The organism is Candidatus Berkiella cookevillensis (genome assembly GCF_001431315.2).
Taxonomy (GTDB): Bacteria; Pseudomonadota; Gammaproteobacteria; order Berkiellales; family Berkiellaceae; genus Berkiella_A; species Berkiella_A cookevillensis.
Genome location: NZ_LKHV02000001.1, coordinates 160,557 through 183,064, shown reverse-complemented (window position 1 = coordinate 183,064; position 22,508 = coordinate 160,557). Strand labels below are relative to the sequence as shown.

General features: G+C 39.3%; 24 protein-coding genes. 17 read left to right on the top strand and 7 right to left on the bottom strand.

Annotated features, from left to right (window positions below; all coding sequences use genetic code 11):
- The first annotated feature begins 122 nt into the window (after positions 1 to 122).
- The 4 genes from metK to CC99x_RS00755 all read left to right on the top strand — a co-directional run bounded on the left by metK (position 123) and on the right by CC99x_RS00755 (position 4,628).
- The gene (metK, locus tag CC99x_RS00770) at positions 123 to 1,289 is read left to right on the top strand and encodes a methionine adenosyltransferase (protein WP_057625327.1); all 1,167 of its coding nucleotides are present in this window, start codon (positions 123 to 125) and stop codon (positions 1,287 to 1,289) included.
- A 25-nt stretch (positions 1,290 to 1,314) separates the two neighbouring features.
- Positions 1,315 to 2,628 carry an adenosylhomocysteinase gene (ahcY, locus tag CC99x_RS00765; protein WP_235528095.1) on the top strand — a complete coding sequence of 438 codons (1,314 nt, stop codon included), beginning with the start codon at positions 1,315 to 1,317 and terminating at the stop codon, positions 2,626 to 2,628.
- Positions 2,629 to 3,024: 396 nt separating this feature from the next.
- A complete protein-coding gene (gene metF, locus CC99x_RS00760; RefSeq protein WP_057625325.1) occupies positions 3,025 to 3,858 on the top strand; it encodes a methylenetetrahydrofolate reductase [NAD(P)H] in 834 nt (277 codons plus the stop codon).
- Positions 3,859 to 3,905: 47 nt separating this feature from the next.
- Positions 3,906 to 4,628 carry a 16S rRNA (uracil(1498)-N(3))-methyltransferase gene (locus CC99x_RS00755; protein WP_057625324.1) on the top strand — a complete coding sequence of 241 codons (723 nt, stop codon included), beginning with the start codon at positions 3,906 to 3,908 and terminating at the stop codon, positions 4,626 to 4,628.
- Between the two features lie 68 nt (positions 4,629 to 4,696).
- Here the strand turns inward: CC99x_RS00755 and CC99x_RS00750 are convergent, their stop codons facing one another.
- The 4 genes from CC99x_RS00750 to CC99x_RS00735 are packed head-to-tail and all read right to left on the bottom strand — an operon-like array spanning position 4,697 to position 8,849.
- Positions 4,697 to 5,095, bottom strand: coding sequence for a hypothetical protein (locus CC99x_RS00750; protein WP_057625323.1), 399 nt, complete (start codon positions 5,093 to 5,095; stop codon positions 4,697 to 4,699).
- Positions 5,092 to 6,906, bottom strand: coding sequence for a chemotaxis protein CheA (locus CC99x_RS00745; RefSeq protein ID WP_057625322.1), 1,815 nt, complete (start codon positions 6,904 to 6,906; stop codon positions 5,092 to 5,094). Before CC99x_RS00745 ends, CC99x_RS00750 begins: the two co-directional genes overlap by 4 nt.
- Positions 6,907 to 6,909: 3 nt before the next feature.
- Entirely contained in the window at positions 6,910 to 8,214 is a 1,305-nt protein-coding gene (locus CC99x_RS00740; protein ID WP_057625321.1) for a methyl-accepting chemotaxis protein, read from the bottom strand.
- A 5-nt stretch (positions 8,215 to 8,219) separates the two neighbouring features.
- Positions 8,220 to 8,849, bottom strand: coding sequence for a chemotaxis protein CheW (locus CC99x_RS00735; RefSeq protein ID WP_057625320.1), 630 nt, complete (start codon positions 8,847 to 8,849; stop codon positions 8,220 to 8,222).
- A 95-nt stretch (positions 8,850 to 8,944) separates the two neighbouring features.
- Between CC99x_RS00735 and CC99x_RS00730 the strand changes: the two genes are divergently transcribed.
- The 5 genes from CC99x_RS00730 (at position 8,945) to CC99x_RS00710 (ending at position 13,137) form a co-directional block, all read left to right on the top strand.
- The gene (locus CC99x_RS00730; protein WP_057625319.1) at positions 8,945 to 9,706 is read left to right on the top strand and encodes an energy transducer TonB; all 762 of its coding nucleotides are present in this window, start codon (positions 8,945 to 8,947) and stop codon (positions 9,704 to 9,706) included.
- Between the two features lie 159 nt (positions 9,707 to 9,865).
- Positions 9,866 to 10,435, top strand: coding sequence for a YqgE/AlgH family protein (locus CC99x_RS00725; RefSeq protein ID WP_057625318.1), 570 nt, complete (start codon positions 9,866 to 9,868; stop codon positions 10,433 to 10,435).
- 31 nt (positions 10,436 to 10,466) lie between these two features.
- Positions 10,467 to 10,913: a Holliday junction resolvase RuvX gene (ruvX, locus tag CC99x_RS00720; protein WP_057625317.1), complete on the top strand. Its 447-nt coding sequence runs from the start codon at positions 10,467 to 10,469 to the stop codon at positions 10,911 to 10,913.
- Positions 10,914 to 10,918: 5 nt separating this feature from the next.
- Positions 10,919 to 11,872, top strand: coding sequence for an aspartate carbamoyltransferase catalytic subunit (locus tag CC99x_RS00715; RefSeq protein ID WP_057625316.1), 954 nt, complete (start codon positions 10,919 to 10,921; stop codon positions 11,870 to 11,872).
- Positions 11,869 to 13,137, top strand: a complete 1,269-nt coding sequence (locus CC99x_RS00710) for an amidohydrolase family protein (RefSeq protein ID WP_057625315.1) — start codon at positions 11,869 to 11,871, stop codon at positions 13,135 to 13,137. The genes CC99x_RS00715 and CC99x_RS00710 overlap by 4 nt, the downstream gene beginning before the upstream one ends.
- Positions 13,138 to 13,194: 57 nt before the next feature.
- Here the strand turns inward: CC99x_RS00710 and CC99x_RS00705 are convergent, their stop codons facing one another.
- Positions 13,195 to 13,488, bottom strand: a complete 294-nt coding sequence (locus CC99x_RS00705; RefSeq protein ID WP_057625314.1) for a rhodanese-like domain-containing protein — start codon at positions 13,486 to 13,488, stop codon at positions 13,195 to 13,197.
- Between the two features lie 62 nt (positions 13,489 to 13,550).
- A complete protein-coding gene (locus CC99x_RS00700) occupies positions 13,551 to 14,585 on the bottom strand; it encodes a type IV pilus twitching motility protein PilT (RefSeq protein WP_057625313.1) in 1,035 nt (344 codons plus the stop codon).
- A gap of 21 nt (positions 14,586 to 14,606) precedes the next feature.
- On the opposite strand from CC99x_RS00700, the gene CC99x_RS00695 reads away from it, so the two are divergent.
- The 8 genes from CC99x_RS00695 (at position 14,607) to CC99x_RS00660 (ending at position 20,467) form a co-directional block, all read left to right on the top strand.
- The gene (locus tag CC99x_RS00695) at positions 14,607 to 15,293 is read left to right on the top strand and encodes a YggS family pyridoxal phosphate-dependent enzyme (protein ID WP_057625312.1); all 687 of its coding nucleotides are present in this window, start codon (positions 14,607 to 14,609) and stop codon (positions 15,291 to 15,293) included.
- Positions 15,294 to 15,322: 29 nt separating this feature from the next.
- The gene (gene proC / locus CC99x_RS00690; protein ID WP_057625311.1) at positions 15,323 to 16,147 is read left to right on the top strand and encodes a pyrroline-5-carboxylate reductase; all 825 of its coding nucleotides are present in this window, start codon (positions 15,323 to 15,325) and stop codon (positions 16,145 to 16,147) included.
- 16 nt (positions 16,148 to 16,163) lie between these two features.
- Positions 16,164 to 16,745, top strand: coding sequence for a YggT family protein (locus CC99x_RS00685; protein WP_057625310.1), 582 nt, complete (start codon positions 16,164 to 16,166; stop codon positions 16,743 to 16,745).
- Between the two features lie 141 nt (positions 16,746 to 16,886).
- A complete protein-coding gene (locus CC99x_RS00680; RefSeq protein ID WP_057625309.1) occupies positions 16,887 to 17,159 on the top strand; it encodes a DUF167 family protein in 273 nt (90 codons plus the stop codon).
- Complete coding sequence (locus CC99x_RS00675) at positions 17,143 to 18,027, top strand: alpha/beta fold hydrolase (protein ID WP_158003233.1); 885 nt, start codon at positions 17,143 to 17,145, stop codon at positions 18,025 to 18,027. Before CC99x_RS00680 ends, CC99x_RS00675 begins: the two co-directional genes overlap by 17 nt.
- 125 nt (positions 18,028 to 18,152) lie before the next feature.
- Positions 18,153 to 18,779, top strand: coding sequence for an RdgB/HAM1 family non-canonical purine NTP pyrophosphatase (rdgB, locus tag CC99x_RS00670; RefSeq protein ID WP_057625307.1), 627 nt, complete (start codon positions 18,153 to 18,155; stop codon positions 18,777 to 18,779).
- The gene (hemW, locus tag CC99x_RS00665; protein ID WP_077065483.1) at positions 18,776 to 19,921 is read left to right on the top strand and encodes a radical SAM family heme chaperone HemW; all 1,146 of its coding nucleotides are present in this window, start codon (positions 18,776 to 18,778) and stop codon (positions 19,919 to 19,921) included. Before rdgB ends, hemW begins: the two co-directional genes overlap by 4 nt.
- A 15-nt stretch (positions 19,922 to 19,936) precedes the next feature.
- Positions 19,937 to 20,467 carry a YcxB family protein gene (locus CC99x_RS00660; protein ID WP_057625306.1) on the top strand — a complete coding sequence of 177 codons (531 nt, stop codon included), beginning with the start codon at positions 19,937 to 19,939 and terminating at the stop codon, positions 20,465 to 20,467.
- Between the two features lie 75 nt (positions 20,468 to 20,542).
- On the opposite strand, the gene CC99x_RS00655 is transcribed toward CC99x_RS00660, so the two are convergent.
- Positions 20,543 to 22,384 (bottom strand): SLC13 family permease, encoded by a 1,842-nt coding sequence (locus CC99x_RS00655; protein WP_057625305.1) that lies wholly within the window; start codon positions 22,382 to 22,384, stop codon positions 20,543 to 20,545.
- Between the last annotated feature and the right edge of the window lie 124 nt (positions 22,385 to 22,508).

Sequence of the window (22,508 nt, the reverse complement as noted above, 5' to 3'; positions counted from 1 at the left end):
TTTCTCCCATTTTTATCGTTTATTTCTTGCAATCTAAGGTAATTTTGAGCTGCAACTAGCATCCATTCTGTGCTTCTGATACCCTTCGCACTGAAGAGATATCTATTCATAAAGGGAATAACATGACAAATACTTATCGCCAATTCACCTCAGAGTCTGTCTCGGAAGGGCATCCTGACAAAATAGCCGATCAAATTTCAGATGCTGTACTAGACGAAATATTAAAACAAGATCCAAACGCACGTGTTGCTTGTGAAACACTTGTTAAAACCGGCATGGCCCTGATTGGTGGTGAAGTAAGAACAAATGCATGGGTCGATATCGAAGCCATCACTCGCCAAGTTATTCGTGACATTGGTTATGATAACCCTGAATTTGGTTTTGATGGTAATTCCTGTGCTGTATTAAATGCAATTGGCAAACAATCTGCTGATATTGCTATCGGCGTGGATGAAACAGACAATCATGAAATGGGTGCAGGCGATCAAGGGCATATGTTTGGTTTTGCAACCAATGAGACAGCCTCTTATATGCCAGCGCCTATTTTTTATGCGCACCATCTCATGAGACAACAAGCAAAAGTACGCAAATCAAAACAACTACCTTGGTTAAGACCTGATGCAAAGTCTCAAATCACTATTCAATATGATGACAAAGGCATTCCCAAACGTATTGACAGTGTTGTTTTATCAACACAACATGATCCTGAAATTCAACACAGCCAACTGATTGAAGCTGTGATGGAAGAAATTATAAAACCCATCATCCCAGCTGCTTGGTTAGACAGAAATACACAGTATCACATTAATCCCACAGGGCGATTTGTGATTGGTGGCCCCCAAGGAGATTGCGGACTCACTGGCAGAAAAATTATTGTTGATACTTACGGCGGTATGGCACGACACGGTGGTGGTGCAATGTCAGGAAAAGATCCCTCTAAGGTTGATCGTTCTGCTGCCTACGCTGCGCGCTATGTTGCTAAAAATATTGTTGCAGCAGGTCTTGCAGACAAAGTGGAAATTCAAGTCTCTTATGCAATTGGTGTTGCAAAGCCTACCTCAATTGCAATAGAAACTTTTGGCACACATAAAATTCCTGAAGACAAAATTGTTGATTTAGTCAGTCGTCATTTTGATTTGAGACCTAAAGCAATCATTACAGGATTAGAACTGCTACAACCCATCTATCTCAAAACCGCTTCTTATGGACATTTTGGCAGAGAAGATCTTAATCTTCCTTGGGAAAAAACGGACAAAGTAGAAATGCTACGAGAAGAAGCTTTTAAATAATCATTCACAAGGTAAAAGGCTATTTATGATGCAAGCAAAAACATCTGAACAAAACAATGACTTTTGGGTACACGATCTTTCTTTGGCCGAATGGGGCAGAAAAGAAATTGAAATTGCTCAAACCGAAATGCCAGGTTTAATGGCGCTTCGCAAAAAATATGCTAAAGACAAGCCTTTGCAAGGCGCTCGAATTGTTGGCTGCTTGCACATGACCATTCAAACAGCAGTTCTCATTGAAACACTTATTGAATTGGGCGCAGAAGTGCGCTGGTCTTCTTGTAATATTTTTTCTACCCAAGATCATGCAGCTGCTCGTATGGCTGAAATTGGTGTACCTGTTTTTGCAAAAAAAGGTGAAACAGAAGAAGAATATTGGTGGTGTATTGAGCAAACCATTCATGGAAAAAAAGGCTGGTATCCTAACATGCTACTCGATGATGGTGGCGATTTAACACTCCTTATGCATGAGAAATATCCCGAGCTACTCGAAAATGTAAAAGGTGTTTCAGAAGAAACAACCACCGGCGTACACCGTCTCTATGAGATGGCTGCCAAAGAAGCACTTAAGATCCCTGCCTTTAATGTTAATGACTCTGTCACAAAGTCAAAATTTGACAATCTATATGGCTGTCGAGAATCATTGGTTGATGGTATCAAACGTGCAACAGATGTCATGATTGCAGGAAAAATTGCCGTTGTACTGGGTTATGGTGATGTCGGTAAAGGTTGCGCGCAAGCATTCAAAGGTTTAGGGGCTACCGTATGGGTCACTGAAGTTGATCCTATCTGCGCCTTACAGGCAGCAATGGAAGGCTTTCGCGTAGTGACAATGGATGAAGCTGCAAGTGAAGCAAATATTTTTGTGAGCGCAACTGGCAACTATCATGTGATCACGCATGAACATATACTTAAAATGAAAGACCAAGCCATTATTGCCAATATTGGTCATTTTGATAATGAAATCGACGTTGCCTCTTTAAAAAAATATAAATGGGATAACATCAAACCTCAAGTTGATCATATTGTTTTACCTAATGGGAAGAAGATTATTTTATTAGCAGAAGGTCGCTTGGTTAACTTAGGATGTGCAACAGGTCACCCTAGCTTTGTGATGTCTAATTCATTTACCAATCAAGTGTTGGCACAAATAGAGCTTTGGCAGCACCATGAAAAATATGCGAATAAAGTTTACACATTGCCTAAACATCTCGATGAACAAGTGGCAAGATTGCATTTAGAGAAAATTGGCGTGAAGCTCACCCAACTTACACCAGAGCAAGCAAAATATATTGGCGTAAAAGTGGAAGGGCCTTTCAAGCCAGAGCATTATCGGTATTGATAGAGCTAATGTCTAAGCCCTCTCCTGAGTTTGGGCTGACTCTTCTACACAAATATGTCTAGTACACTATAAAGTTGATTTTTAATATTCGCGAAGCGAATAAAAAATCCCACTTTTTGAAGGGGGATGCGCACTGATAAGTGCGCAAGGGGGATTGATGCTGAGGATTTAAGATCAAGCAGCTAAATCCCTCTGCTCAGTACAGCTACGCTGTTACCGAGCGTCTCCCTTTACAAAGTGAGAGAAATGATTCGCTGCGCTCATCGGGAATTCTGTTAAAAAGTAACTAAGCGTCAGCTATATATTTAAGGGCCCGAAAGGTGGGTAAGGGTTAAGTTAAAAACAAAAACTAAGCTAAACTTGGCTTAGAAAGGATTGTATTTTTAAGGATGAAACATGTCATTACCTTTAAGTTTCGAATATTTCCCTCCTCACAGCAAACAGGGTTTAGAAAAACTCATTCAAACAAGCCAAGATTTAAATAAGCTTCACCCTGAGTATTATTCTGTGACTTTTGGTGCAGGTGGCTCAACGCAGGAACGCACGCTAGAGACTTGTCTTGCACTCTTAGAAACCACAAAAACCAATATTTCTCCTCATATTTCTTGTGTGGGTACTGAAAAAGAAAGTATTCGCAGCCTACTCAATCAATATAAAATCCATCAGATTAAGCATCTCGTCGTATTAAGAGGTGATTTACCCTCAGGTATGGTCGCAATGGGCGATTTTGCCTACGCGAATGAATTGGTCAGCTGGATCCGCAAAGAATATGGTGATTATTTCCATATTGCCATTGCATGCTACCCAGAAGTACACCCACAATCTTTTGATGCAAAGAAAGACTTCAATTATTTTAAAGCCAAGGTTGAAGCAGGTGCAGATGAAGCAATCACACAATATTTCTACAACCCAGACAGTTATTTTTATTTTGTAGAGCACTGCCAGAAAGAAAATATTAATATTCCCATCGTTCCTGGTATAATGCCAATTACTAATTATAATCAACTGGCGCGTTTTTCCTCTATTTGTGGCGCAGAAATACCACGATGGATACGTAAGCACCTTGAATCTATCTCTGATGATCCTCAAAGCATTCTGAGTTTTGGTGTCGATGTAGTCACGCATTTATGTGACACCTTGATACAAGGCGGTGCGCCCGGGTTACATTTTTATACTTTAAATAAGTCAGAATCGACAGTTGAAATTTGCAATAAACTAAAGCTAGGTTAAAATACCTAGTTTTATAGATATTTTTTTATTTGGCGTGAATCATTACGATGTTTATACCCAGAATTTACTATCCGACTTCTCTCTCTAAAAACCAAGTGCTCTCTTTAGATAGCGAAGCCAGTCATTATGTTGGCAAAGTCTTGCGTCTAAAAGAAAATGATCAAATCTTTCTCTTCAATGGTGAAGGTGGAGAATATTTAGCTCAAATTAAACATCTCAAAAAAAGCATCATGGTTCAGTTAATTGATTATCAATTAATCAATCGAGAATCAAGTTTACAGATACATTTAGGACATGGCTTGGCACGTACAGACAAAATGGACTGGGTCATACAGAAAACATCTGAATTAGGCGTCACAACGATTACACCTCTTGAAACACAAAGAAGCATGATTAAACTTGAAAATGCTCGGAAAGAAAAACGACAAACGCATTGGGAACGCATAGCAATCTCTGCTTGCGAACAGAGTGGCAGAACAAGTATACCCTTGGTACATCAACCTCAACCGCTAAACGCATGGGCCCTCCAAAATTTTGAAGGGATTTCTGTTTTTTTTGATCCCAAGAGCAGCACCTCTATCAAATCCCTAAAACCACACAGCCATTTCAGAATTGCAGTAGGCCCAGAAAGTGGCTGGAGTGATGATGAAGTGCAGTGCTTAAAGAGCCATGGCTTTATTGCATTAAGTCTGGGGCCAAGAATACTGCGCACGGAAACAGCCAGTGTTACCGCAGTAAGCCTTTTACAGGGGATCTTTGGCGATTTGTAAGAACACGCGCCTCATCCTAGAGCACTCTCCTTAGCTTATAGAGTTTAGGAGGTAGATAATAGCAGCGTTTATAAGCCTTTTAACAATTTAATATCTAATAAGTTTGCCAATACGGGTGGTTGATCATTTACTATTATTGTAACCAACAATTCAGATTCTGTTTTCCACACAATATGATTACAATCTATTTCAGCAAAGATCGGCACCGCATCGATACCAAGTGCAATTTTTCTAATTTCCTGATCTACTCTCATTCTTAACAAGACGATCAACGCATATTTATCTTCTATGGACTCATTTTTATAATAGGTCAAAAAAGGAATTTTTTCTTCTTTGTGTACAATATAAAAACGATGCTCATCTTTGCGAATTTGCATGTTTGGAAGAATGCTATCAAAAGTGCTCAATGGTGTAATGAATTTGATTGTATTGTGCTGAAAAATCAATATTCTTGCAAGATTATTCATAAAAGGCCTTGTGCTAATAATGCCATATACATTTCATTGGGTTCTAAGCAATAAACAAGTTGTCCATTGGACAAAATAGCAGCGCCTTGAAATTTGGCAAAAGCACGCACAATATGCTGCAAGGAATGAACAACAATTTCTCTTGCGCCTAACATTCTATCTACTAAAATCGCAAATGGCTGCTCAGGATGATCAACAATCACTGCAAAATAGAATTCTTTCTTTTCTGTATGCACTGCTTCTGAATCGATATCAAGCTCAAATATACTATGCATATGAAATAACGGATATGTCTTGTTAGCATAACGAATGTGTGACGGTACCGCCATATTTTCTGTTGTCTTGATTCTGACCACACCAATGAGATTCAATGCAAAAATTGCATATCGTATATCATTAATTTGGAACAGCACACTTAAATGTTGGCTTTGCACTGCAGGAACGTATAACTTCATCACCGTAAAGCTTCCGGCTTTAAAGTCGATTTCCATTCTGCCCCCCAAACTTTTAACAATGTGATCCACCACATCCATACCAATTCCTCTACCTGAAATATCAGAGATAATTGAGCGTGTCGTGAAACCTTGCTGCAACAATAAATGAATGACAGTTCGCTTATCTAACACTGTATTCGGTTCAATCATTTTATTTTCAATAGCTTTTTTTTGAATTGCCGGAATATCGATGCCTTTACCATCATCCATAATCATAAAAACAATGTTACTACCTTCTCGTTTTACCGAAAAATAGATATGTCCTATTGCATTTTTATTTGCTTTGATTCTATCGGATTCAGGTTCAATACCATGATCAATGGCATTTCGAATCAAATGTTCAAAAGCAGGCATTAATTTTTCTAGAATACGTTTATCTACTTCAGCATCTACTTGCTCAGCAACAAACTCTATCTTCTTATTTAATTTTTCAGCAACTTGCGCCGTTGTTTTCTTCAATCGCGGAACATAGCCACTAAAACTAATGAGGCGCACGCTCATCAGCTTTTCTTCCAGATGCTGAAATGCTTTTCTTTGATGTTTTCCCATAAAATCCATATTATGCAAGAGAACTGTCAAATCAGTCATGTCTATATGCAAGCCCTCTAATGCTTCTTTGCTTAATAACTGCTCATCGGTTGGAATATCTTTAGCAATTTTATTTAAGACCAAATCTAATTTTTTTATATTATTTTTAAGCGATTCAATTTTAGGAATAATATTCAAATATTCCCATTTTAACTCTGAATATCCTTTTTTAATATCTTGTGCTTGCTGACTAATATAATCCATATCTTGCAATGTTAATTTAAACAGTGATGTATCAATCACTGCTTGAGGATTGTTATATGTCAGCTCAACATTATCTTTGTTGAATTGTGCCCTAATCCTTGTCTTCTCTTTAAGTTGAGTCAACGGCATCATAATTGAGTCAGAGGGGAAGGGTGCATTTCTGGTATGAATTTGACTAATCACATCTGTCATAAAAAAAATGGCTGATTCAACTGCGCTGATACTATATGAATCCAATTTTATACTCTGCACATCTTTGTCTTTAAAGACAGATTCTAGCAAATGTACAATCTCAACCAAGCCAGTATAAGCAATAAGCTGTGCACATCCTTTTAAAGTATGCAAGTCTCTTGTAATGGATAATAACTTCTTTGCTTCAGGCGTAACAATAAATTGTTGAAAATTGATGAGAATATTCGAAGCTAAGTCTGTTGCCTCGTCTTGAAAAATAGCCAAAAGATTTGCATCGACAGCAGGCAATATGGTATTGCCCCCCTCTGACTGCAAATTATCATGTGATGACATAGCTTACTCTGACCCAACTGCTTTTCGAGTCAATGATGAAAAAGGCGCTTCAACACGCTGAGCTGGCAACTTAAATCCTGCAATCGATTTATTTAAATCTGCGGCTAATTCAATGAGTCTCTCAATCGTCTCTTGTGTTTTTTGTGTGCCTGAATGCACTTCATCCGCATTTGTATCAATTCTGTTCATATTATCTGCGATCGTCTCAGAAGTTTTGGCTTGATCTTTTGCTTCTAAAGAAATACCCTCAATAAGTTTAAAGAGTTCCACAGAAACATTTTCGATTTTCTCTAGCGCAAGCCCCGCATCGTGCGCAAGTCTTACACCTTGACCAACCTCAAGATTACTCTGATCCATTAAACGAATAGACTCATAGGTATCTTCTTTAATGGTATTCACAATCGCTTTAATTTGTCGTGTCGCATGATTTGAACGCTCTGCCAAACGCTGCACTTCTTCCGCAACAACGGCAAAGCCTCGTCCCGCCTCTCCTGCCATTGCTGCTTGAATAGCGGCATTAATTGCCAAAATATTCGTTTGCTCTGTAATATCATCAATCAAGCTAATGGTGTCACCAATCACTTGTGTACTCAATCCCAGTTTTTTAATTTGGCTTTGAGTTTCTTGTATATGCTCTTTAATTTTCTCCATACTTTGCACTGAGTTTTGTACAATGGTTGCACCTGACTTGGCAATATCCACAGAATTATCTGCCACTTCTTTACTTTTGAGCGCACCTTCTGATACAACATTAATAGATTTGATAATACGATTAATGGCCTGCATTGCAGAATAATTTTCTTTACGCTGCAGCTCGCTTTTGAGCGCATTCAATTCAATTACTTTTTGCGCAATTACTGTCTGTTGATTTACATTCTCAGTTGCATGATAAATGGTCAACACTAATTCTCGCAGTGCTTTTAAAGCATAATTAACTGTTTTTGCTATCGCACCTGTTAGATCATTCCCTTCTGATAAATAAATGGTTAAATCACCCTCTGATAATTTAGACAATTCTTCTAAGAGCTGCCAAACTGCTTCGGAGTTTATTTTATTTTGCTCTACTGTTTCATTTAATGTTTTATTCACTTTTTGAAATTTATAAATAATCACATAAATCAAAAACGCAAGAAATAAGAAGAAATTACCAATGGCAAAGAACATCCAAAAAGATTCAATTTGGCTGATGAGTTGTGTAAGTGTCCAATCGGTACTAGCAACCCATAAGGATCCAAAAAATGCGATTTCAAATAAAATGGTTCCCAAAGAGGCCATATGATAGAAGGAAAAACGTTTCTTTTTGATCATACTACTCACTCATTATCATAATTTTTTATGTTTTTGGTCACAGTATTTTTTTCTTTTTTTATAAGATTTCCAATTTGAATTTCTCCAAACAGTTTTGCCATATCCAATACAGCAAAACGTTCACCCTCTGCATAAAATAAATGTTTTACAAAACGTTGATAGGGCACTTGTTGGCTTAATTCAACTTGCGTCTTAGTACTTAAATTAAATCTTCTCAAACCTAAACAACGACAAACTAAAACCCCAATTCTCTGTTCTTGGTAACGGCAAATGATAATTCTAGAATCTGCATTATAGACACTGCTTTTTTTCCAAAATAATGCTTTCAAATCTAAAACCGCAAAAATTTTATCTCTATAGCTACCCATACCAATGAATCCCTCTAAATGCATTGGCAAGGGATAAAGATATTCAAAGGGAATAACAGCCTCCACAAAACTTGTCTTGCTTGCAAACAGAATCGAATCTGAATAAAAAGCCAGTCCCGACCATTCTTGTGTTGGCAATACTTTGTCCTTAACCTCCGTCATCATGGGGACGGCTAGAGACTGTAAATATTCAAATGCGGTACAATGATTACCCATACTGGATATATTTGTGCATGGCACAACCATTTTAGTATAACTATCTAACATAATTTTAGCATGTTCTAATCATGCCATAGTCACAGCACATGATTTTTACCAGCAAGGGACAATGTCAGCTAGACAAGGAAAACGTAGTACTACACATGAATCAGCATCTTTTATCTTTAAGTAACAGTGAAGCAATATTATATTACCCAGGCCGTAGACTGATTTATTTACTCATTGTGGCTGCTTTGTTGCACGTTTTCATTTTATTAACGGTTGATTTTGCACCTATCATAAAAGCCATAAAACACATCAAAGAACATTCTCAACGTGCAGTCAGTATCAGTTTAGAAAAAAGCGCGCCACCCACACATGCAAATTATTTAGGTCTCTTTGATCATGCAGGCTCTCTGGATACAGAGCCACAAGGCAGTCATACCTTTTTTTTTACACCCGTTGTAAAGTACTCAATAGAAAACACGGATAAAATTATTGCACTCCAAGGAGATGACTTCACCTTATCTTATACTCAAACAGATAAAGCCACTCCTATGCAGCCACATATGCTGCGCAGAAAAATAATATCTGCAGCAGCTCATCAACACGAAGATGCGGCTTACTTATATCGTTGGCAGCAATACATAGAAGCCGTAGGCAGTGAATTCTATCCACAAGAAGCATTACAAAAAAATATTACTGGCAAAGTACGCTTATTAGTTGCATTAAATAAAGAAGGGCAGGTACAAGAAGTGGTAGTGCGCCAATCTTCTGGTAGTACATTACTGGATGCTGCCGCACTTGCAATCGTCAAAAAAGCACAACCTTTTGAACCAATTCCTATTAGCATGTTGCAAGAACATGACAGAGTAGAGATTATTCGAACCTGGGATTTTAGAGGCAGCCTAAAAATACCAAGCTAATGAGAAAAGAGTCCAAAATTAGCATGATGCCTATCCTAACAGTACCTAAAGAATGTGAGCCAAGCATAATTGGCACTTAATGAGTATATTTCCTCTATAACTTAGTTCAAGAACATAGTAATATGACATTATAAGTTAATTAAAAATTATGAGTATTGCATGGGTGTATATACGTCACTTCAAAATCACTTTCTCATTGCTATGCCTTCCATGCAAGATCCTAATTTTGCTCATACAGTGATCTACATTTGTGAACACTCTCCAGAAGGCGCAATGGGTATCATTATCAATACACCGCTGCATTTAGAATTAGGCGATGTGCTCGATAATATGAACATTCGCACACAAGACCAAAGAGTCTTACATACACCCGTATTAGCAGGGGGACCAATCCAACAAGAAAGAGGCTTTGTATTACATCGCCCCAATCAAAAAGATCACTGGGAATCTTCACTCGCACTTAATACACAGATTAGCATTACAACTTCAAAAGATATTTTAGAAGCTATTGCCGATCACCGTGGCCCCCGTGATATTATTGTGGCATTAGGATATGCCGGCTGGGAAAGTGGGCAGCTTGAAAAAGAAATTGCAGAAAATAGCTGGCTATGTGGCCCCGCTGATCCTCAAGTTTTGTTTGATATCCCTATGGAAAATCGTTGGCGCGCGGCAGGCGCTCTGCTTGGCGTAGATATGGATTGTCTCTCTTTTGAAATAGGTCACGCTTAATACTTAAATGGCACAATAATACCCTTTTGATATGTACACGAAAGATTCACCTAAAACTTACATGGGTTTTGATTTTGGCTCGAAATATTTAGGTATTGCGCTCGGTCAAACCATTACGGGCACCGCTCAGCCATTAACAACCCTTAAAATGCTCGATGAGAAACCGAATTGGCAGCTACTGGATCGTTTGGTGCAAGAATGGCAACCCGATGGATTCATTGTGGGCTTAGCGTTGCAGCCAGATGGCAAACATTCAAAAACCAGTATACAGGCAAAGCACTTCGGTGAAAGCTTGCAACAACGCTATCAAAAACCTGTGTATTTTATAGAAGAACGACTAACTAGTGTGGCCGCACGCGAAACAATACGTGATAAAGCGCGCCCTTCTCGCCACAATAAAGCTGAAATCGATCGCATTAGTGCTGCAATTATATTAGAATCATGGCTTAATTCTATTGCATATGAACGTTCTAGTTAAACATTATGTCTTTACAATTGACACCGTCCGGCCAGTTAAAACACTTATTAACAATAGATGGCTTAAATAAAACCACCCTGCTCCGCATTCTGGATCTTGCTGAAGAATTTTTTGATCCTAAAACCAAACAAATCATTCAAAGCGATCGCTTAAAGGGTAAAACCATCGCGAATTTATTCTTTGAAAATAGCACACGTACCCGTTCTACCTTTGAATTAGCGGGCAAACGGCTTTCTGCAAATATTTTAAATTTGAATGTACAAAATTCTGCAACGAGCAAAGGCGAATCACTCAGAGACACAGTACGCAATATTGAAGCCATGCAATGTCATATCATCGTCATCCGCCATATGCAAAGTGGTGCAGCACATTTTGTGGCACAACATGTCATGCCAGGTGTATCTGTCATCAATGCAGGTGATGGATGGCATGCGCATCCTTCGCAAGCACTCTTAGATATGTTTACCATTCGAAAACATCGAGGTGATTTTCATAAATTGAATGTTGCCATTGTCGGTGATATTAAACATTCTCGCGTAGCACGTTCACAAATTCATGCTCTACATTTATTGGGCGCAAAAGAAATTCGCATCATTGGCCCCAAAACACTACTGCCCTCTTACCCTGAATCATTAGGCGTAAACGTCTATTATGATCTCACAAAAGGATTAAAAGATGTGGACGTGATTATGATGCTACGCTTACAAACAGAAAGAATGCAACAAGGCCTCTTACCAGAAGGTAACGCCTATTATCGCATGTATGGCCTCACCGAAGACTCATTGAAGTTAGCACATCCCAACGCCCTTATTGTACATCCAGGCCCTATTAATCGTGGTGTCGAAATACAATCGGATATTGCAGATAGCCCCAATGCGGCTATCTTAGATCAAGTAACCAATGGGGTTGCTGTACGCATGGCTGTTATGTCGCTACTATCTCAAGCGAGGGATCAATGAAATTATTAATTAAAAATGGGCGTATCATTGATCCTCAAAATCAAATTGATAAAATCACAGATATTTGCATAGAGGATGGAAAAATTCAGCATGTTGGCACTACGCCAGTAGGCTTTCAAGCAGACACAACCATCGATGCAACTTCACAATGGGTTATTCCAGGAATTGTCGATCTCTGTAATAGGCCCCATGTTAAACATCCACATGGGACAACACTCAGACACGAGGCACAAGTCGCTGTTAAAAAAGGTATGACTGCACTTTGCATTCCACCTGACGGTGACCGCATCATCGATCATCCCAATGATCTGATTCGCATACAACATGAAGATGAAAGTGTGCCCCCTCGTTTATACTCTATTGCTGCACTCACCAAAGGTCTTAGCGGCGAAAAAATGACCGATTATAGCCTCTTAAAAGCAGTTGGATGCATTGCATTAAGCCAAGCGCAAGCCCCCCTTAAAAATAAAGCCTTTCTCAAGTCTTGTTATTCCTATGCGTCTAGTCTTAACATTCCTGTCATTATTCAACCGCAAGACTATGATTTGAGCCATGCAGGCTGCGCGCATGATGGTGTTGTCGCAACACGTTTAGGTCTACCAAGTATTTCTTACACAGCTGAAACCATTGCAATTCAAGAGCATTTGGCATTGATAGAAGAAACGCAGCTCAAAGCACATTTTACGTGTCTTTCAAGCCATCAGGCTGTTGAGCTTATAGCTCAAGCCAAACAAAAAGGCTTAAACATAACGGCAGATGTCGCGATGCACTCACTGCTTTTAACTGAGATGGATCTTTTAGAATTCGATGGCAACTGCCATTTATCTCCTCCTTTACGCAGTCAAAGCGATCAACTTGGATTGTTACATGGTTTACAAAATAAAACGATTGATGCCATTTGCAGTGATCATCGACCTTTAGATTCTATGGCAAAATTAGCACCTTTCGGCGAAACAACACCGGGTCTTTCTGCTATTGACAGCTTTTTATCGCTCGGCTTGTATTTAGTAGAGCAAGGTAAATTAGATGCTATGACCTTTGTAAATGCTATTACGACTAATCCCGCACGCATTTTTGATTTGCCAGAAGGTTCACTCTCCATTGGCAAGAATGCCAATATTTGCATTCTAAATCCAAACAAATATTGGACCCTGACAGCAGACACCATGCTCAGTAAAGGTAAAAACTCTCCCTTCAAAGACTGGCAAATACCAGGAAAAGTAACACATACGTTGATCAACGGCCAGATTGTTTTTTCGGCTTGATATAGAAGAGCCGACGCCACTGTCGGCTCCTGCATGCGCAGTGAAATAATCTTTCAACTACAACATTTGTTGCCAAGCAATCATTCCGCCTAGTAAATTTTGAGCATCAATCCCTACTTGCGCCAGCATATCAACAGCCATTTGGCTGCGTTGTCCAGAGCGACAATAGACAATAATGGGCTTATCTGTAGGGATTTCATTTAATCTAAAGGCTAATTCTTGAATAGGAATCAGTTGACCACCAATATTGAAATGTTGATGCTCTTCTAGCGTACGCACATCCAGCAAATGCAGAGGCTCATGCTGACTAAGTTTTTCTTTCAATTCTTCTACGCTAATAAAATTTTCCATAGCTAAGGACTCACAAATAAAATGAGCCCTATTATACCTTAAAAAAAAGAGGACTGTATGTTTTAGAAGGCTGCTTTATTGGCAGCTTTCTCGCGTGCATCTAAGGTATTGACTATACCTTTATCGACTAAATCCTTTAGGCACTGATCCATAGTTTGCATCCCTTGACCTTGACCTGTTTGTATAGAGGAATACATTTGCGCCACTTTATTTTCTCGAATTAGGTTTCGAATGGCAGGTGTACAGATCATAATTTCATGTGCAGCAACACGCCCTCCTCCTTTCTTCTTTAAGAGCGTTTGAGAAATAACCGCACGCAAAGATTCTGAAAGCATAGAGCGCACCATATCTTTTTCCTGTCCCGGAAACACATCCACGACCCGATCAATGGTTTTAGCCGCAGAATTCGTATGTAAGGTTCCAAAGACCAAATGCCCTGTTTCAGCGGCGGTTAATGCTAATCGTATGGTTTCTAAATCTCTCATTTCACCCACAAGCACAACATCGGGATCTTCACGTAAAGCAGAGCGCAATGCCTCACTAAAACCGTGAGTATGCGCATGCACTTCGCGTTGATTAATCAAACATTTTTGGCTCTCGTGTAAAAACTCGATGGGATCTTCAATGGTCAAAATATGTTTATGTTTATTAACATTAATATAATTAATCATCGAAGCCAGTGTTGTGCTCTTACCAGAGCCGGTCGGCCCTGTTACTAAAACAATCCCTCTTGGATAATCTGAAATATCTTTGAATATAGAAGGCAACCCTAAATCTTCCATCGATAAAATTTTGGAAGGAATGGTTCTAAACACCGCACCAGAACCACGATGCTGATTAAAAACGTTAACACGAAATCTGGCTAATCCTGGGATCTCAAATGAAAAGTCTGTTTCTAAATATTCTTCATAGTCTTTTCTTTGTTTATCATTCATAATATCGTAAATCAAAGCTTGCACTGCTTTATGATCTAAAGGAGGCACATTAATACGGCGCATTTCACCATCGACGCGTATCATTGGGGGCATACCTGCAGATAAGTGTAAGTCGGAAGCTTTGTTTTGTACGCTAAAATTCAATAATTCTGTAATATCCATAACAATACCCTATTAAACCTTATGCAAAATATTACCCATAATTATCAAGCGATACTGAATAAAATTCGCCTGGCTGAAAAAAAATACCATAGAGCACCCAACAGTGTGCTTTGTTTAGCCGTCAGTAAAACATTTGCCACAGAAGCACTGCATCCTATTATCGCGATAGGTCAACATGAATTTGCGGAAAATTATTTACAAGAAGCCTTGCCTAAGATATCGGCACTGAGCGGAAAAAATCTAGTCTGGCATTTTATTGGACATATTCAAACGAATAAGTGTAAGGAAATTGCATATAATTTCAGTTGGGTACATACCATCTTTAGAGAGAAAGAAGCGAATCAATTATCCATGCATCGTCCACAAGATTTAGCCCCCTTGCAAGTTTGCATTCAAATTAAACTAGACGACAGTGCCTCAAGCAAAAATGGACTATTACCTCATGAGGCTCTCCCTTTAGCAAAACACATTAGTCAACTTCCCAATCTAAAGCTGCGTGGCCTAATGGCCATTCCGCCTATCAACACAGACTTTCAACAACAACGCCAATACTTTAAGCTAATCAGAAATATCGGTCATCAACTGAGTGAAGCTGGTATTGAGCTTGATACCTACTCAATGGGTATGACCCATGATCTAGAAGCCGCTATTGCAGAAGGCGCAACCATTGTGCGTGTTGGCCAAGGTATCTTTGGCGCTCGAGCATAAAAGTAAGATGGAATGGAAATGAACACAAAATGAGTCAGAAAAAAAACATCGGCATCATTGGTGGTGGTAACATGGGGCAAGCTATGCTAAGTGGCTTTCTTCAGCAAGGCATCACTGCCAATACACTGTTCGTAGCAGATCATTCTGCTAACACCTGCACCCAACTGAATCGCAACTTCGGTATATACAGCGCAACCGATAACGCAAGCATCGCAGATAAAGCAGATATCTTAATCGTCGCTGTTAAACCACAGCAAATGCGCTCTGTGCTCGAAAGAATTGCACCCTGTATTGTAGAAAATAAATTATTAATTAGTATTGCAGCCGGCATCACGAGCATGCAAATATTCACTTGGCTAAACAAGCCCAATGCTTCTATCATTCGTGCCATGCCCAATACGCCAGCACTGATTGGGGAAGGTATCACTGCACTCTATGCCACCCCTACTGTTTCTGAAGCACAACAACAAGAAGCGCAAGTATTACTGAGCTGTTTGGGAAAGATACTGTGGATAAAAAAAGAAGAGCAGATGGACACCGTCACGGCACTCTCAGGCTCTGGTCCAGCTTACTTCTTCTATATGATGGAAGGCTTAATTACAGCAGGGATACAACTGGGCTTATCTCAACAAGACGCAACTGAATTAACGCTACAAACCGCATTGGGCAGCATCAAGATGGCTGTAGCACAAACCAATGATTTAAAAACCTTGCGTGAAAAAGTAACCTCCAAAGGCGGAACAACGGAACGAGGCATACAAACATTAACACAAGGCAATTTTTTAAATTTACTTGAAAATACAATTGCGCAAGCAAGTCAAAGAGCCAAAGAACTCAGCCAAGAATTTAATTAGATAAAATGAGGATTAGATGAGTCCATTACAACAAGCCGGTGACTTTTTAGTAACAACCCTATTCGATTTATACACTTTTATACTTATTTTGCGATTTATACTGCAATATTTGCGTGTTAATTACTACAATCCTTTCACACAATTTGTTGTAAAGGCAACAGGCTCTCTTGTGGTGCCTGTCAGAAGATTTATACCTGGCTGGCGAGGTATTGATTTTGCAACCTTGCTTGTTATCTTATCTGTGACTTTGTTGAAACTCACACTGGTGACTCTGATACGTTATAAAACAACGCCATTTTTACCAGGGCTTCTCATCTGGTCTATTGGCGATATCCTAAAATTAACCGTGAATATTTACTTTTTCTCTATTCTTATACAGGTATTTGCCAGCTGGGTTCCCGCGCTTTCTCATTCGCCCATGCTAGAGATCATTCAGCAACTCACCTACCCCATTATAAAACCTTTTAAAAAGATTATCCCTCTCATTGGCGGAATAGATATTACACCTATTCCCGTTATTTTATTATTACAATTAATCAATATTTTATTTACGAATAGTATTATTATGATTGGTATCCAAATTGCACTTTTGCGTTGATATAGTCTTCGCAGAGGCATGTTCGGGGGTGTTGTCTTCGCCCTCTCGCAATCCTCATTTACTTATATGTAAACGCCGGTTGCTCAAGGCTCGACGCCTACCCGAACATTCATCGGCTGTGACTATAATAATAGTTAAGCTGTGATTAATAACATCATAACACTAAATGTTTATGTTCAACCCAATGCAAAGCAATTTGAAGTAAACGGCATGCATGATGGCTGTTACAAAATAAAAATACCAGCCCCTGCAACAGATGACAAAGCAAATGAATATCTTTGTAAGGCAATTGCAAAGATATTCCAAGTGCCACAAAAAGCGGTTGAGCTTCATAAAGGACATAAAAGTCGATACAAAACACTCAAAATTAATGATCCCAAACACATCCCGGACTGGTATGATGCACAAAAATAAACGATCGTCTAAAAGCAAACATATAGCTACAGAAACCACTTTTCAGGTAAAAGGCCAAAAGATTGCTGCAAAAACTTGGGGAGATCCAAATGGCATTCCCACGCTTGCAATACACGGCTGGTTAGACAATGCTGCTACTTTTGACAAAATTGCTCCGCTCTTAACACACTGTCATTTGGTCGCCATTGATTTACCGGGGCATGGTTTTTCTGATCATAAACCTACAAATTCTTATCTACAAATCGTTGATTACGTTGTTGATATGATTAACCTATTGGATGAAGTATTGGGCTGGAAGCAATTTGCACTTTTAGGGCATTCTTTAGGAGGCGCTATCAGCAGCCTCATTGCGGGTACCTTGCCCGATCGTATACTCAAAATCGCTATCATTGACGGCTTGGGGCCGATGACCACACCCGCTGAACATGCGCCAATGCAACTACGCTTATATTTGCAAGAAACGCTTGGAAGACCTCCCAGTCGCACCCCAATTTATTCGCAAGTAGAAATGGCCATCGCAGCAAGAATCAAAGTAAACCCGATGATGATAAGCTCAGCGCATTGCATTATTGAGCGTGGCTTAAAACAAAATACAGATGGCACCTACAGTTGGCGCACAGATCCCAGGCTGCTCAAACCTTCGATTCTTCAATTGACCGAAGAACAAACCATCGCGTTTTTAGAAGAGATTACAGCCCCCATTATGGTCATTAGACCCGAGCCAGGTTTTCCCTTTCCAGAAGATCTGATTAACCGTCGTATTAGCGCAGTTAAACATTTACAAGTGCATCGTTTAGTAGGAGAACATCACGTACATTTGGATAATCCGACAGCCGTCGCCACTTTGCTCAATGCCTTTTTTAAATAGAAGTTTTAAAGATAACTAATGGATAATTTCCCCATATCCTGCCAGTACTTTAGGATCATGACTGGGTTTGTTGAATAAAAAATAAACTTCATATACCCTGGCGGCACTAAAACAGGAGATTATGCATGAAACTGGTTGTCGCTACAGAGAACAAAGACAAACTCAAAGAGATAGAAGGTTATTTATATTGCTTACCAGTAACCCTCATACCTCAATCTGCATTTAACGTTCCCAAAGCTCGAGAAATTGGACTAAGTTTCGTTGAAAATGCCATCATCAAAGCACGTTTAGCAGCTAAATACAGCGATCTACCCAGTATTGCGGATGATTCAGGATTAGCCGTAGATGCCTTGGGTGGCGCACCTGGCATTTATTCTGCGCGCTATGCAGGAAATGATGCGAGAGCAGAAGATAATATCAAAAAATTACTTTCTGCGATCTCCACTTTATCAGGAGAAGAAAGACGTGCACGATTCTATTGTGCCATTGCTTTTGTCAGACACTACAACGATCCTATTCCAATTATATGTCAAGCACAGTGGGAAGGTCGTCTCTTAACAAAACCTGTTGGTACAAATGGCTTTGGTTATGATCCTATCTTTTTCATCCCTAATTTAAATTGTACTGCCGCAGAATTGGATGCAAAGCACAAAAATCAAATTAGCCATCGTGCCAAGGCACTACACGAATTCACCGAAAAGCTAAAATTGATCTACCCACAAATCGTACATGCAAAACAGGGGAAAGAGTGATATCAGTACCTGAGTTGTCTTTATATATACACTTTCCTTGGTGTGTAAAAAAATGCCCTTACTGCGATTTTAACAGTCATGCACTCAAAGACTCGCTGCCGGAGCAAGAATATATCGAAGCCTTAAGCAAGCAGCTTGAGATTGAAATGCCATTGATAGGTGAAAGAGAAATCAAAAGCATATTCATGGGCGGAGGCACCCCCAGCCTCTTCTCAGGCAACAGCATTGAATTGCTCTTGGATTTTATTAGAAAGCATTTGAAACTATCACCCAACATTGAAATAACGCTTGAAGCCAATCCTGGTACTGTAGAGCAAAAAAGATTTCAAGCATATTTTGACGCAGGCGTTAATCGGATTTCTCTTGGCGTACAAAGCTTTGATCCGCTGCAATTGAAAAAATTAGGGCGCATTCATTCTTCTGATGAAGCACGTCTTGCTATTGATGCTTTACAAGGCGTAGGTTTTGAAAACTTCAATATTGATCTCATGTATGGTTTACCAGAACAAACACTGGAAGAGGCATTAGAAGATTTAAAGATTGCTCTTTCATTTGCACCGCCTCATCTATCCTGGTATCAGCTAACACTCGAACCCAATACTTATTTTCATCGTTTCCCACCACCACTTCCGCCGGATGAATTCATTGCAGAGATAGAAGAGCGTGGTCGAGCATTGATACAACAGAAAGGCTTATCTCGCTATGAGATTTCTGCTTATAGCAAAAATAAAGCATGCCAACATAATATGAATTATTGGCAATTTGGTGACTATATTGGCATAGGTGCAGGTGCTCACGGGAAACGAACAGATGTAAATACTGCAAAAATTTATCGCACACAATGCTTTAAACACCCTACTCAATATCTTGATAAAAACCTTGGTTTCTATCAGAAAAATTATAGCATTCCTGAAAATGAAGTAGCCTTTGAATATATGCTCAATACCTTGCGCTTGATCCACGGCACCCCCATCCATCATTTTAGCAAGCATACTTTTTTAAAATTGAATGCAATAGAAGCACAACTTCAGTCTGCCTATGAGAAAAATTTAATTTTTCCCTTTTCACAAACGCTTCAAGCGACTGAGCTTGGATTACAGTTTCTAAATGATTTAACATTACTCTTTATGCCTAATGATTAAAAACAGTAGGATACTATGAATATTAAAATCCAATACATCATTGATGGGCTTTCTCTTGCGCGCGCAAGTTTTATTTTCTCAGAAAAAAAGCCCTTTATTCTATATAGCATAGGATTTTTTAATATCATTGCTGCTTTGTTTTCTGTCATTATGATAACTAAAGGCTTATTGCTCAACTTAACTCAACAAGAGCTGATACTTCTCATCGTTATGCTGCTCTGGCTCTTTGCTAGAAAACCATTGGTTCGATGGATCTTTAAGCGCAAAATGAAAAAGATAAATACCATTGGAAAAACCATGGTTATTGAAATTTCTCGTAATGGCATTATGTGGAGTGGCGAAGGGATTAAAACAGGGCATTTGGCATGGCAATATATTTCATATATCTTAGAAATAAAAAATGGTTTTATTATTCCTTATAGCGTTAACCGATTTTTATGGCTACCCAATACGGGCTTTAAATCCAAATTACAAATTGAGAAAATAAAAACGCTCATCATAGAAAAGCATGTGCCTCTTAGAGTTTATCCTAAATTAGAGTGCTAATCTTGAAAAAGAGATATTTTTAAGAAGGATCTGCAACGAAGGCGCAAAGAAAAAATGGCCTTTTTGAGACAGCCTCTAGTACATCAACTGAATCATCGCAACCACTTCAATCAAATATAAGATCGACATTACACCACCCACTTTAACAAAATCTACAACCCGATAACGCCCTGGGCCACTGATCAACGCATTTGCTTGATGTGTGGGCAAAATAAAAGAATTAGAGCTAGCGATCGCAACCATAAGCGCATATGCTTGTGGATTACCTAAATTGTTTATGGCTAACTGCACAGCCAACGGTACTAAGATGACCGTAGCCCCCACATTTGTGGTAAATAAACTAAAGACAGTGGACACCACACCCAATAGAAATAACAATCCCCATTCTGGCACACCAGGAAAGTATTCTAAAAATAATGAAGCAATTAAATCAGAGGTACCACTGGTTTGTACTGCAATACCAAGTGGTATCAAACCAGCAATTAAAAATACTGTTTTCCAACTAACGGCATCATAAGCGTCATCAATACTAATGACCCCTGAAAAAATCATACCTACCGCGCCAACCATCAAACCAATCGATACAGAAAGCACACCCGCTATGACAAGCCCTATTGATAACAAGAAGAAAAAAATTGCATAGCCCGTTTTATCATGCTGATATATTTCTTTAGGATAATCAGTGGTTGCCACGATGAAATCTGGATTTTTTTCAAAAGAAGATAATGCCCGCCAATTACAAAACATTCCTAATGTGTCACCTGCCTTTAGCGTGATATCATTCAGCTCACCATGCCCCTGGGTTACTTTTTGCCCCCGATGCACTGCTAATACCTGAATGCCATATTGCCGACGCATGTGTAGCTCTTTTAAATCTGTACCAATCAGCTTGGAGCTAGGTGGTATAACCGCTTCGCACAATCCCGCATTTAAGGGGCTGAGTGTCTCACCAAATGCAGTCAGATAAGGCGACATTCTAATGCCATAGCGCTTAGCAAATACTTCGCCTTGAGATTTGGGGCCAAAACAGGCAAGCACGGCACCAACCTTAATATTCGTCGTACGTAAGGGTGGCGTGAGAATACTATTTCCCATCTTAATCCCAATGATGAAAATTTCACTGGGTAGTAGCATTTCCCATTGGCTTAACGTGTTGTCAGCCAATGAACTAGAAGGGGGGACTCTAAACTCAAAAAAATCACTCCCAATGCCATAAACTCTTTTAAAATAGTCTCTAGAATCTAAGTTTTTTAGTGATTTTCTTTCAATATTAGGTAACAACCATTTACCAAAGAAAATAAAATAAGCCATACCCGTTAATAACAAAAGAACGCCGAGCGGAAAAACAGCAAACAACCCAATGGGTGGATACTCGAGTTGACCTTCTAAAAAGAACATTGAGTTTGATAAAAGACTGTTTAGAATAATAAGAGGCCCCGTCCCAACCATGGTGAGGGTGCTACCGAGAATAGCACAAAAGCTAATCGGCATGAGCAAACGACCTTTAGCGATGCCTGTACTTCGTCTAATACGCGTCGTCACAGGTAATAATAAAGCAACGGTGCCTACGCTTCTCAAGAATCCAGAAAATAGACCAGATACCATCATCAGTAAGACACGAATTTTATTCTCACTAGAACCACCATAACGTAGGATATAATCTGTCACGCGCGCAACAATACCAGCGCGCTCTAATCCTGCGCCTATAATCATGATTGCAATGAGAGAAATAACCGCTTCACTTGAAAACCCAGCGAATAACCTATCATCTGGGACAAGATGCGTTAAACCCAGTAAAACCAGCACCAAACAAGCAACTACATCCGCGCGCACAAATTCCGTGACAAATAAAACAACGGTTACCAATATGATAGATAGTACTAGAAATATATCTGGTGTGAGCGCTGATATATCCAAAATAATCCCTTAAAATTCAACTGATATGAGTCGATAATCTATATTTACTACTATAGATTAATAGCAAACAAAACAAAATAACTTAAGACTGTTTATGAGAAGATAGCAGCCCGAATATTTGTCT

Excerpts from the sequence above, each read along its gene's own strand:
- metK (WP_057625327.1), top strand. The coding sequence starts at position 123 with ATGACAAATACTTATCGCCAATTCACCTCAGAGTCTGTCTCGGAAGGG.
- ahcY (WP_235528095.1), top strand. The coding sequence starts at position 1,315 with ATGATGCAAGCAAAAACATCTGAACAAAACAATGACTTTTGGGTACAC.
- metF (WP_057625325.1), top strand. The coding sequence starts at position 3,025 with ATGTCATTACCTTTAAGTTTCGAATATTTCCCTCCTCACAGCAAACAG.
- CC99x_RS00755 (WP_057625324.1), top strand. The coding sequence starts at position 3,906 with ATGTTTATACCCAGAATTTACTATCCGACTTCTCTCTCTAAAAACCAA.
- CC99x_RS00750 (WP_057625323.1), bottom strand. The coding sequence starts at position 5,095 with ATGAATAATCTTGCAAGAATATTGATTTTTCAGCACAATACAATCAAA.
- CC99x_RS00745 (WP_057625322.1), bottom strand. The coding sequence starts at position 6,906 with ATGTCATCACATGATAATTTGCAGTCAGAGGGGGGCAATACCATATTG.
- CC99x_RS00740 (WP_057625321.1), bottom strand. The coding sequence starts at position 8,214 with ATGATCAAAAAGAAACGTTTTTCCTTCTATCATATGGCCTCTTTGGGA.
- CC99x_RS00735 (WP_057625320.1), bottom strand. The coding sequence starts at position 8,849 with ATGTTAGATAGTTATACTAAAATGGTTGTGCCATGCACAAATATATCC.
- CC99x_RS00730 (WP_057625319.1), top strand. The coding sequence starts at position 8,945 with ATGAATCAGCATCTTTTATCTTTAAGTAACAGTGAAGCAATATTATAT.
- CC99x_RS00725 (WP_057625318.1), top strand. The coding sequence starts at position 9,866 with ATGGGTGTATATACGTCACTTCAAAATCACTTTCTCATTGCTATGCCT.
- ruvX (WP_057625317.1), top strand. The coding sequence starts at position 10,467 with ATGTACACGAAAGATTCACCTAAAACTTACATGGGTTTTGATTTTGGC.
- CC99x_RS00715 (WP_057625316.1), top strand. The coding sequence starts at position 10,919 with ATGTCTTTACAATTGACACCGTCCGGCCAGTTAAAACACTTATTAACA.
- CC99x_RS00710 (WP_057625315.1), top strand. The coding sequence starts at position 11,869 with ATGAAATTATTAATTAAAAATGGGCGTATCATTGATCCTCAAAATCAA.
- CC99x_RS00705 (WP_057625314.1), bottom strand. The coding sequence starts at position 13,488 with ATGGAAAATTTTATTAGCGTAGAAGAATTGAAAGAAAAACTTAGTCAG.
- CC99x_RS00700 (WP_057625313.1), bottom strand. The coding sequence starts at position 14,585 with ATGGATATTACAGAATTATTGAATTTTAGCGTACAAAACAAAGCTTCC.
- CC99x_RS00695 (WP_057625312.1), top strand. The coding sequence starts at position 14,607 with ATGCAAAATATTACCCATAATTATCAAGCGATACTGAATAAAATTCGC.
- proC (WP_057625311.1), top strand. The coding sequence starts at position 15,323 with ATGAGTCAGAAAAAAAACATCGGCATCATTGGTGGTGGTAACATGGGG.
- CC99x_RS00685 (WP_057625310.1), top strand. The coding sequence starts at position 16,164 with ATGAGTCCATTACAACAAGCCGGTGACTTTTTAGTAACAACCCTATTC.
- CC99x_RS00675 (WP_158003233.1), top strand. The coding sequence starts at position 17,143 with ATGATGCACAAAAATAAACGATCGTCTAAAAGCAAACATATAGCTACA.
- rdgB (WP_057625307.1), top strand. The coding sequence starts at position 18,153 with ATGAAACTGGTTGTCGCTACAGAGAACAAAGACAAACTCAAAGAGATA.
- CC99x_RS00660 (WP_057625306.1), top strand. The coding sequence starts at position 19,937 with ATGAATATTAAAATCCAATACATCATTGATGGGCTTTCTCTTGCGCGC.